Here is a 10985-nt window from a genome sequence, read left to right on the forward strand (position 1 = left end):
GCGCTCAGAGCGCCACGATCGCCGCGCTCTCCGGCGGCAGCTCGATGCCGTCACGCATCACGGTGACGCCCTCGGAGGTGGCGAGCAGCACGCGGCGTACCACGCCGGGCAGGTTGATCCGCTGCGCCCGGCCGGCCAGGTTCGCCACCACGAGCGTGTCGCCGCGCCGCATCACCAGGAACCGGTCGCCGTGGCGGACGTCGACCCGGTCCAGCCGTGGGTCGGACAGGTCGGCCCGGGAACGGCGCAGCGCGATCAGCCGCCGGTAGAGGTCGTACGTCTCGCGGTGTTCGGGCTTGTCCAGCTCGGCCCAGTCCAGCCGGGACCGCAGGAACGTCTGCGGGTCCTGCGGGTCGGGCACGTCCTCGGTGGCCCAGCCGTGGTCGGCGAACTCGCGTCTGCGGCCGGTGGCGACCGCCACGGCGAGTTCCGGCTCGGGGTGGCTGGTGAAGAACTGCCACGGCGTGGAGGCCGCCCACTCCTCCCCCATGAACAGCATCGGCGTGAACGGCGCGGTCATCAGCAGCGTCGCGCCGACGCGCAGCAGCCCGGGCGACAGGGTGGCGGAGATCCGGTCGCCGGTGGCCCGGTTGCCGATCTGGTCGTGGTTCTGCAGGTACGCCACGAAGCGGTGGCCGGGTGTGCGCTGCCTGTCGACCGGGCGGCCGTGGCTGCGGCCCCGGAAGCTGGACCAGGTGCCGGCGTGGAAGAACCCGCCGGTCAGCACGTCGGTGAGGCACTCGAGGGAGCCGAAGTCGCCGTAGTAGCCCTGCCGTTCGCCGGTGAGCAGCGTGTGCAGCGCGTGATGGGCGTCGTCGTTCCACTGGGCGTGCAGGCCGTAGCCGCCCGCCTCCCTCGGCGTGATGAGACGCGGGTCGTTGAGGTCGCTCTCGGCGATCAGCGACAGCGGCCGGCCGAGGTGCGTGGACAGCGCCTCCACCTCGGCGGCGACCTCCTCCAGCCAGTGCACGGCCCGGCCGTCCGGCATGGCGTGCACGGCGTCCAGCCGCAGCCCGTCGACGTGGTAGTCACGCAGCCAGCCCAGCACGCTGTCGGCGATGTAGCGGCGTACCCCGTCGGAGTGCGGGCCGTCCAGGTTGACGGTGCGGCCCCACGTGTTGCTCTGCTCGGTGAGGTACGGCGCGAACCGCGGCGCGTAGGCCCCGGAGGGCCCGAAATGGTTGTAGACGACGTCGAGGATCACCCCCAGGCCCTTGGCGTGGGCGGCGTCGACGAACCGTTTCAGGCCGTCCGGGCCGCCGTACGGCTCGTGCGGGGCGTACCAGCAGACACCGTCGTAGCCCCAGTTGTACTCGCCGTTGAACGCGTTGACGGGCAGCAGCTCGACCATGTCCACGCCGAGGTCGACGAGGTGGTCGAGCCTGGCGATCGCACCGTCGAACGTGCCCTCCGGTGTGAACGTGCCGATGTGCAGCTCGTACAGCACGCTGCCGGGCAGCTGCCGGCCGGTCCAGGCGGCGTCGGTCCAGCCGAACGCGGCGTGGTCGTAGAGCCGACTGGGCCCGTGCACCCCCGCCGGCTGCCAGGCCGAGCGGGGGTCGGGCAGGGCCTGCTCGTCGTCGTCGAGCAGGAACGCGTAGTCGGTGCCGGGCCCGGCGTCGGGCACCTCGACCCGCCACCAGCCGTCCGGCCCCTGACGCATCGCGTGGTCGGCGGCACCGGAAAGGCGCAGCCGCACCCGGGCGGCCTCGGGCGCCCACACCGTGAACTCGGTCATGCGGCGGCCTCCACTGAGTCGGTGGGTGCGAGGAGGGCGACGGGGTAGGTGCTCAGCAGATCATGAAGGAGCAGCTCAGAACCACTGTAGACCCGCCCGGTGAACAAGTCGGTGCACTCGTGAACGGGAAGTGACAGCGCCGTGTCCCGCCAGCCGCCGGAACAGGCCAGCCGCAACGGCAGCCGAGTCGCCACCGCGAAGGCGCCACCACGGTCGAAGGCCACCGCGTGCGCGGCGGCCGGGCCGCGCGCCGGCACCGGCCGGTAGCCGCCGAACAGGTCCGGGCGGTCGCGACGCAGCCGCAGCGTCCGGGACACCACGAGCAGCTTGGCCGCGCCGTCGCCGGCCACCGCGGGCCGCCAGCCGGCGTCGAGCCGGGCCAGCAGGTCCCGGCGTACGGCGAAGTCGACAGGTCGCCTGTTGTCCGGGTCGACGAGCGAGTTCTCCCACAGCTCGGTGCCCTGGTAGACGTCGGGCACGCCGGGCATGGCGAGCTGCACCAGCTTCTGCCCCAGCGCGTTCGACCAGCCGGGCGGGGTGATCTCGGCAGCGAACGCGGTGATCTGGGCGTGCAGTTCCGGGTCGTCGTACATCCGGTCGACCAGGGCGTGCATCTCGTGCTCGAAGGCCGGGTCCGGGTCGGCCCAGCTGGTGGTGACCGACGCCTCCCGGGCGGCCTTCTCGGCGTACCCGTGCAGTCTCTCCCGTTCGATCGGCCACGCCCCGACGGCGGTCTGCCAGAGCAGGTGGGCCAGCGCGGGGTCGGCCAGCGGCGCGCGCGACATCCAGTCGGCGACCCGCTCGGCCCAGCGGCCGGGCAGCTCGGACAGCACCGCGAGGCGGGCGCGGACGTCCTCGCCGCGCTTGGTGTCGTGGGTGGACAGCGCGGTCATGCTCGCCGGCCAGCGCACGTGCCGGCTGGCGGCGAACCGGTGCAGCTCGGCCGGGGGCACCCCGAAGTGGGCCGGGCTGCCGCCGACCTCGTTGAGGGCGACGAACCGGCTCCACCGGTAGTACGCGGTGTCCTCCACGCCCTTGGCCATCACCGCGCCGGTCAGCTGCGGGAACCGGGCGGCCAGCTCGTGGCCGGGGTCGCGCAGCCGGGCGGTGACCTGGTCGAGCACGCCGGTCAGGTCGGGACGGCGGCGGCCCGCCTCGCTGCGGGCGGCGGCCAGGTGCCGGGCGCCGGAGGGCGGGTATCCGCGGTAGACCGGGAAGCACGCGGCCAGCTCGGCCAGGGCGGCGCGGACCTGCTCGCCCGGCAGCTCCGGCACGAGCGCGGCCAGGCGGGTCAGCTCGGCGGCGAGCAGCCGGGTGGCGGCCTCCAGCTTGGTGGCGTGCGTCAGGTCCTCCCAGGACGTGTGCCGCCCGGTGAGCCGGCCGTCGAGCGTGGTGAACTCCGGTTCGGCGTCCGGGTCGACGAACAACCCGGACACGGCGGCCAGCGCGTCGTAGCCGGTGGTGCCGTCGACCGGCCAGTCCGGCAGGTCCTCGCCGTACTCCAGGATCTTCTCCACCACCAGCCAGCGTTCCGGCGCGGCGGCGCGCAACCGGGCCAGGTAGCCGGCCGGGTCGCGCAGCCCGTCCGGATGGTCGACGCGGATGCCGTCGACCTCCCCGGCGTCGACCCAGCGCAGGATCTCCGCGTGGGTGGCGTCGAACACCTCCGGTTCCTCCACCCGCAGGCCGGCCAGGTCGGAGACGGCGAAGAACCGGCGGTACGTCAGCTCGGCGTCGCCGCGCCGCCAGTTCACCAGCTCGTAGTGCTGCCGGTCGTGCACCTGGCGGGGCGTGCCGTCGCCGGTGCCGTCGGCGACCGGGAAGCGGTGCTCGTGGTAGCGCAGTTCCCCGTCGACGAGCTTCAGGTCGTCGAGCGCGTCGGCGGTGTCGGCGAGCACCGGCAGCAGCAGCCGCCCGCGGTCCCAGTCGATGTCGAACCAGCGCGCGTACGCCGATTCGCGTCCCCGCCGCAGCACGTCCCACCAGGCCGGGTTGGCGTCGGGGCGGGCCACCCCGGCGTGGTTGGGCACGATGTCCACGACCAGGCCCAGCCCGGCCGCGCACAGCGCCCGGACCAGCCGCGCCCGGGCGGCCTCGCCGCCGAGCTGCGGGTTGACCTCGCGATGGTCGACGACGTCGTAGCCGTGCGTGGAGCCGGGGGTGGCGGTGAGCAGGGGCGCGGTGTAGAGGTGGGTGACGCCGAGCGCGGCGAGGTAACCCGCCAGCTCGGCCGAGGCGTCCAGGTCGAAGCCGGGACGCACCTGGACCCGGTAGGTCGAGCGGGGGGTGTCGGGCATCGGTCAGGCCGTCCTCTCCAGGACCAGCAGCGAGCGGTCCGGCACGCAGACCGTGCCGCCCGCCTCGACGAGCATCGTCTTCTCCGGATCGGGTTCCGCGGTGCTGATCACCAGCTCCCACCGGGTGCCGAACTCCTCGCCGGGCAGCGTGAAGTCCAGCGGCGCGTCGTGCGCGTTGAACAGCAGCAGGAACGAGCTGTCCCGGTGGCGCTGGCCGTACTGGCCGCGCTCGCCGATGCCGTCGCCGTTGACGAACAGGGCCACCGAGCGGCCGAAGTCGTTGCCCCAGTCCTCGCCGGTCATCTCCCGGCCGTCCGGGGTGTACCAGGCCAGGTCGGGCAGCCCGGAGCCGGCAGCCCGGCCGCCCACGGGCAGGCCGGTGAAGAACCGGCGGCGGCGGAACACCTGGTGCCGGTTGCGGAACTCGGTGAGCCGGCGGACGAAGTCGAGCAGCCCGGTGTCGGCGCGGTCCCAGTCGACCCAGGCGATCTCGCTGTCCTGGCAGTAGGCGTTGTTGTTGCCGCGCTGGGTGCGGCCCAGCTCGTCGCCGTGGCCGAGCATCGGCACGCCCTGGGACAGGATCAGCGTGGCCAGGAAGTTGCGCCGCTGCCGGGCCCGCAGCGCCAGCACGCCCGGGTCGTCGGTGTCGCCCTCGACGCCGCAGTTCCAGGACCGGTTGTGGCTCTCGCCGTCCCGGTTGTCCTCGCCGTTCGCGTCGTTGTGCTTGTCGTTGTAGGAGACCAGATCGGCGAGCGTGAACCCGTCGTGGCAGGTGACGAAGTTGATGCTGTGGAACGGGCGGCGGCCGTCGTCCTGGTAGAGGTCGGCGGAGCCGGAGATGCGGGAGGCGAACTCGGCGAGCGTGGCCGGCTCGCCGCGCCAGAAGTCGCGGACGGTGTCGCGGTACTTGCCGTTCCACTCGGTCCACTGCGGCGGGAAGTTGCCGACCTGGTAGCCGCCGGGGCCGACGTCCCACGGTTCGGCGATGAGCTTCACCCGGCCGACCACCGGGTCCTGCTGCACCACCTCGAAGAACGTGGACAGGCGGTCCACCTCGTAGAACTCGCGGGCCAGCGTGGCGGCCAGGTCGAACCGGAAGCCGTCGACGTGCATCTCGGTCACCCAGTAGCGCAGCGAATCCATGATCAGTTGCAGTGAGTGCGGGCTGCGCACGTTCAGGCTGTTGCCGGTGCCGGTGTAGTCGACGAAGTAGCGCCGGTCGTCCTCGGAGAGCCGGTAGTAGCTCGGGGTGTCGATGCCCTTGAAGCTCAGCGACGGGCCGAGGTGGTTGCCCTCGGCGGTGTGGTTGTAGACCACGTCGAGGATGACCTCGATGCCGGCGGCGTGCAGCGCCTTGACCATGCCCCGGAACTCCTGCACCTGCTGGCCGAGGCGGCCCAGCGCGGAGTAGCCGTGGTGCGGGGCGAAGAAGCCGATCGTGTTGTAGCCCCAGTAGTTGCGCAGCCCCAGATCGGCCAGGCGGTGGTCGTGCACGAACTCGTGCACCGGCATCAGCTCCACCGCCGTCACGCCGAGGCGCTTGAAGTGCTCGATCATCACCGGTGAGGCGATCGCCGCGTACGTGCCGCGCAGCTCCTCCGGGATGCCCGGGTGGCGCATGGTCAGGCCCCGCACGTGCGCCTCGTAGATCACCGAATGGTGGTACGGGGTGCGCGGCGGCCGGTCGTTGCCCCAGTCGAAGTACGGGTTCACCACCACCGACTTCGGCATGTACGGCGCCGAGTCGGTGGTGTTCATCCGGTCCGGGTCGCCGCCGACCTCGTAGTCGTAGACCGACGGGTGCCAGGTGATCTCCCCGTCGACCGCCTTCGCGTACGGGTCCAGCAGCAGCTTGTGCGGGTTGCAGCGCAGCCCCTCGGCCGGGTTCCACGGCCCGTGCACCCGGTAGCCGTAGCGCTGGCCGGGCTCGACGCCGGGGATGTACGCGTGCCAGACGTACGCGTCGACCTCCCGCAGCTCCACCCGGCGCTCGGTGCCGATGTCCCACTCGTCGAACAGGCACAGCTCGATCTTCTCCGCCACCTCGGAGAAGATCGCGAAGTTGGTGCCCATCCCGTCGTACGTGGCGCCGAGGGGGTAGCTCTCGCCCGGCCAGACCTGCATGTCGCTCCTTCGGCCCATGATCGTGAGCGCATCGGGCAGGGGGCACCGCCGATGCGCACGCCGGTGATGCCCCGTCGTACCGCCCGTCAATCCACCCGTTCGGACGGTAACCGAAATCCGCCCTCGTGGGGCCGGGTGTCACGTTCGGGTGCCGCTGTCCCGATCGGCTCGCCCGTCCCGGCACTTTCCGTACCCGGACCGGCGGAATAGGCAGGTCACTTCACAGTAGAGGGTCAGCCGCACCCATTGACGCCCTCCCCTACTTTATCTCCTCGTTACATCGGCTTCCCGCGATCAGAAAGGGGGGCAATTGATGCGGCAATTCATCGCCGGACCCCATCTGACCTGCGCGTCTCGAATGGTGGAAACCGGAACTACGCCGCGTCACCGCCCGGAATCTTTCTGTTCTCGACCGGCCTTCACCTGCGCGAATTGACGATTCCGCCTTGCTTTATCTCCCCGTTACATCGGGGCGGCGTCAATCCCGTCAGGACCGGCCTACGCTTCATTCCACTGTCCACATCGATCCGAAAAGAGGATGAATCGATGGGTGAAAGCAGGAACGTGTCGATCGACCTGTCCGACCTGGACACCACGGCGGTCTCCTGGTCGGGTGCCGGTGACGAGGCGTCGGCGGGGCTGTACGCCATGCCCACGGCCGGCGGGATCACCCTGACCGACCCGTCCGCCATGGGCAAGGGCTCCTGCGGCGGCGCCGCGTGCCAGGGCCGGCCGATCCAGTGGTGCTGCGTCAACTGCCACTGATCATCGCGGAGCCGCCGGCGATCGCCGGCGGCTCCGTCCCACCGTCAGCACGGCCGGTGGTCCGGCTCGTGGGACAAGCGGAGAGGTACGTCAGATGAGCGTTGAACCCGGTCGAGCCGTCGAGCTGAGCGTGGTGATCCCCACCCACGCGGACGCCCCCTGCCTGGAGCTCACGCTGCGGTCGCTGCGGCGCCAGACGCTGGACCCGGACCGCTTCGAGGTCATCGTGGTCCGCGACGGTGGGGACGGCAGCCAGTACTCCGGCATCGCCGACGCCGGCAAGGGACTGCGCCTGCACTTCGTCGAACGGCCCGAGCGCGGCGGCCGGGCGGCGGCCCGCAACGAGGCCGCGCGCCGGGCCACCGCGCCGCTGCTGCTGTTCCTCGACGCCGACTCGTACGCCACGCCGGACCTGCTGCGCCGCCACCTCGACCACCACCGCGACCCGTCCGCGCCCGCGGTGCTGATGGGCCGACGCGACGAGACCGGGATCGAGCACGTGCACGCGGCGCTGGCCGACCAGCCGACGATGCCCGTGCCCCGGCTACGCGGACGCGGCGGCGGCGACATGCGGTTCGGGACCGAGGAGGGCCCGTCCGGCGACGACTGGCTGATGGCCGGCTGGCTGTTCTGCTTCACCCACAACGCGTCGGTACGCCGGGACGTGTTCGAGGCGGTCGGCGGCTTCGACGAGGGCTTCGGCCTGCGCTGGGGCCTGGAGGACATGGAGCTGTTCTACCGGGTGCACGCACACCTCGGCGTGCTCAACCGCAACTTCGCCTACGACGACCTGGCCGCCGTCTACCACCTGCCGCACCACCGCAACGTCATCCAGAACTGGAACGACTTCATGGACAACCTGGATCGGGTCGCGTTGAAGTACCCGGTCGTGGAGTGGGAGTTCGCCGGGCCGGTGGACGTGGCCCGCGCGGCCGAGCGGGTGGTGCACTACCGCCGGGCCATGGACGACTGCGCACGCCGGTCCTGGTGCCGGATCGGTCCGGCGGTGCAGCGGCTCGCCGATCGCCTGCCCGGCGACCGGGTGCTGTGGGTCGGCACCGGCAGCGCCGAGGCCGGGCTGCCCGACGGCGCGTTGACCTACGACTACGGGGCGCCGGCGGGTCCGGCCAACTTCCACCTGGTCGGGATCAGGCCACCGGTCGCCCCGAACAGCCTGGACGCCGTGGTCAGCGTCGACTTCTGGCGGTACCTCTACTGGGAGGACCTGTGCCAGTTCGTCAACGTCGCGGGTGCCCTCGCCGACGAGGTGCACCTGGTCTCCACCGGCGCGGAACTCTCCGCGCGGTTCGACCCGGATCCGGCGAGCCTGGGTTACCTCGGCCGGGTCATGGGCGCCGCCTTCGAGACCACCCTGACCGAGGTCGACGGCCTCGGTTCGGTGCTGCGGCTGCGCCCGCACCACCGTGCCGCCGTCGCGGCCGGCTGACCGGGATCGGCAGCACCGATGCCCGTGATCGAGGCCAGTGGCCTGACCAAGCGGTTCCGGATCGCCGACAAGCAGCCGGGCCTGCGCGGCTCGCTGCGCCATCTCGTACGGCCACGGCACGTCGAGCACGTGGCGGTCGACGGCATCGACCTGTCGATCACCTCCGGTGAGGCGGTCGCGTACGTCGGGCCCAACGGCGCCGGGAAGTCGACGACGGTCAAGCTGCTCACCGGCATCCTGCACCCCACCGCCGGGCGGGTACGCGTCTGCGGCCTCGACCCGCACCGCGACCGGCACGCCAACGCCCGCAACATCGGCGTGCTGTTCGGCCAGCGCAGCCAGCTCTGGTGGGACCTGCAGGTCCGCGACTCGCTGGCCCTGCTGCGCGACATCCACCGCATCCCCCGGGCCCGGTACGCGGCACGCCTGGAGGAGTTCGACGCGCTGCTCGGGCTCGGCCGGCTGCTGCCGGTGGTCGCCCGGCAGCTCTCGCTCGGCCAGCGGATGCGGGCCGACCTGGCCGCCGCGCTGCTGCACTCACCACCCGTGGTGTTCCTCGACGAGCCGACCATCGGGCTGGACATCGTCGCCCGGCAGGCGGTCCGGGACTTCCTGCGGGCCCAGCGCGCGAGCGGGACCACGGTGCTGATGACCACGCACGACATCGGCGACATCGAGCAGGTCTGCCGCCGGCTCGTGATCATCGACGAGGGCCGGATCATCTTCGACGGCTCGATCGACGCCGTCCGCCGGCTGGTCGCGGACCAGCGGACCGTGCACCTGACGCTCGGCGCCGACTGGCACGGCGACCTCGACGCCGACCTTCCGGGCGTCCGGCTGGCCGACGACGGGTCGGCGCGGCAGATCGCTGTCACGTTCGACCACGGCGCGTACGGCGCCGGCGAGATCGTCTCGGTGGTCGCCCGTCAGGCGCCGGTGGTGGACATCCGGATCGACGAGCCGTCCATCGAGGACGTGGTCCGCCGGGCGTACGCCGGCGAGCTGAGCCCGTCGGTGCCGGCATGAGGGCGTACCTGACACTGGCCCGGATGTCCTGGTCGACGCTGCTGATCTACCGGGGCGAGTTCCTCCTCCAGCTCACCGGGGTCGTGGTGCAGACCGTGGCGCTGTTCGCGGTCTGGCAGGCCGTCTTCGCCGGCGCGGCCGGCGGCGAGGTGGGCGGGTTGTCCTGGGAGCAGATGAAGGGCTACCTGGTCGTGGCGTTTCTGACCGGGGCGCTGCTGTCGAGCTTCACCGACGCGCAGATCGCCGGTCCGGTGCTGCACGGCACGGTGGCGCTCGACCTGGTCCGGCCGATCGACTACCAGCTCTCGCGTTTCGCGCTGTCGCTCGGATACGTCGTCGGCGAGGTGCTGACGGTGGCGGTGATGGCGGCGACGCTGGTGTCGGCGTTCGGCGGCGCCGCGCTGCCCGCCGCCGGTCAGGCCGGACTGTTCCTGCTCAGCCTGCTGGCGGTGGTGCCGCTGAAGTTCGGCCTGGTCTACCTCGTCGGGCTGCTGTGCTTCTGGACCGGCAACTTCCACGGGCTGAGCCTGTCCCGGGTCGCGATCACCAACATCCTCTCCGGGGCGCTGGTGCCGATCGCGTTGTTCCCGGGCTGGCTTCAGGTCGTCTGCCAGCTGTCCCCGTTCCCCGGCATCGTCTCCACCCCGGCGCTGATCTACCTGGGGCAGGTACGCGGCGCCGAGGCGGTGACGCTGATCGGCGTACAGCTGCTCTGGGTCGTGGTGTTGTGGGGTGCGGCCCGGCTGCTGTGGTCCGCGGGCGTGCGGCGGCTCACCGCGCACGGCGGGTGACCGGCCGATGATGCACGAGGCACGGATCTACCGCCGGCTGCTCGGCGCGCATCTGCGGGCGGTGCTCGAGTACCGGGCCGACGCGCTCCTGACGATCGGGGCGACAGTGCTCGGCCAGTTCGCCGGGCTGATCTTCGTGGTGATGGTGTTCCGGCAGGTGACGGCGCTCGGCGGGTGGACCCGCTGGGAGGTGCTGTACGTCTGCGCGATGGTGATGCTCGCCGAGGGCGTCGGCTCCCTGCTGTTCGAGGGGACCTGGCATCTCGGCGGCCTGGTCAACCTCGGCCTGCTGGACTACCTGCTGGTCCGGCCCTACCCGGTGGTGCTCCAGGTCACCGGCAACGCGGTCGGGTTCAACGGTCTCGGCAACGTCGGGTTCGGCGCGGCGCTGCTCGGCGCCGCGGCCGTCCACCTCGACCTGGCCTGGACGCCGCTGACGGTGCTCTGGGCGGTGGTGCTGCTCGCCAGCGGCGTGCTGGTCAAGCTGGCGGTCAACCTGGCCACCAACGCGGTCGTCTTCTGGCTGCTGAGCCCGTCCAGCTCACTCGCGGCGAGCGTGCACACCCTGGGCGACCTGGCCCGCTACCCGCTGACCCTGTACGGCACCGGCCTGCGCTCGCTGCTGACCCTCGTACCCGTCGCGTTCGTCGGCTACTTCCCGACGGCCGCGCTGCTGGACAAGGGTGCCTCGACCACGGCGGGCGCGCTCACCCCGGTCGTCGCGGCGGCCTGCGCGGCCGGGGCGTGGGCGGTCTTCCGGGCCGGGTTGCGCCGGTACGAGAGCGCGGGCAGCTGAG

The 10985-nt window shown here is 72.0% G+C and carries 8 protein-coding genes; 5 read left to right on the forward strand and 3 right to left on the reverse strand.

The annotated features are described in order from the left end of the window. Positions 1-4: 4 nt before the first annotated feature. From treZ to glgX, 3 genes are read right to left on the reverse strand one after another with little or no spacing between them, the layout of a single operon-like run. Entirely contained in the window at positions 5-1738 is a 1734-nt protein-coding gene (gene treZ, locus O7607_RS28490; RefSeq protein WP_269706526.1) for a malto-oligosyltrehalose trehalohydrolase, read from the reverse strand. Further along, positions 1735-4035: a malto-oligosyltrehalose synthase gene (treY, locus tag O7607_RS28495; RefSeq protein WP_269706527.1), complete on the reverse strand. Its 2301-nt coding sequence runs from the start codon at positions 4033-4035 to the stop codon at positions 1735-1737. The genes treZ and treY overlap by 4 nt, the downstream gene beginning before the upstream one ends. Positions 4036-4038: 3 nt before the next feature. Further along, a complete protein-coding gene (glgX, locus tag O7607_RS28500; RefSeq protein WP_269706528.1) occupies positions 4039-6159 on the reverse strand; it encodes a glycogen debranching protein GlgX in 2121 nt (706 codons plus the stop codon). Positions 6160-6705: 546 nt separating this feature from the next. Here glgX and O7607_RS28505 point away from each other — a divergent pair. From O7607_RS28505 to O7607_RS28525, 5 genes are all read left to right on the forward strand, one after another. Beyond that, the gene (locus O7607_RS28505; RefSeq protein ID WP_269706530.1) at positions 6706-6924 is read left to right on the forward strand and encodes a hypothetical protein; all 219 of its coding nucleotides are present in this window, start codon (positions 6706-6708) and stop codon (positions 6922-6924) included. 94 nt (positions 6925-7018) lie between these two features. Further along, the gene (locus O7607_RS28510; RefSeq protein WP_269706531.1) at positions 7019-8371 is read left to right on the forward strand and encodes a glycosyltransferase; all 1353 of its coding nucleotides are present in this window, start codon (positions 7019-7021) and stop codon (positions 8369-8371) included. Positions 8372-8389: 18 nt separating this feature from the next. After that, positions 8390-9397, forward strand: coding sequence for an ABC transporter ATP-binding protein (locus O7607_RS28515; RefSeq protein ID WP_269706532.1), 1008 nt, complete (start codon positions 8390-8392; stop codon positions 9395-9397). Further along, positions 9394-10188, forward strand: a complete 795-nt coding sequence (locus O7607_RS28520) for an ABC transporter permease (RefSeq protein WP_269706534.1) — start codon at positions 9394-9396, stop codon at positions 10186-10188. Before O7607_RS28515 ends, O7607_RS28520 begins: the two co-directional genes overlap by 4 nt. Positions 10189-10195: 7 nt before the next feature. After that, positions 10196-10984: an ABC transporter permease gene (locus O7607_RS28525; protein ID WP_269706536.1), complete on the forward strand. Its 789-nt coding sequence runs from the start codon at positions 10196-10198 to the stop codon at positions 10982-10984. Position 10985: the final 1 nt, after the last annotated feature.

This window comes from Micromonospora sp. WMMA1949, from assembly GCF_027460145.1.
Classification (GTDB): Bacteria; Actinomycetota; Actinomycetes; order Mycobacteriales; family Micromonosporaceae; genus Micromonospora.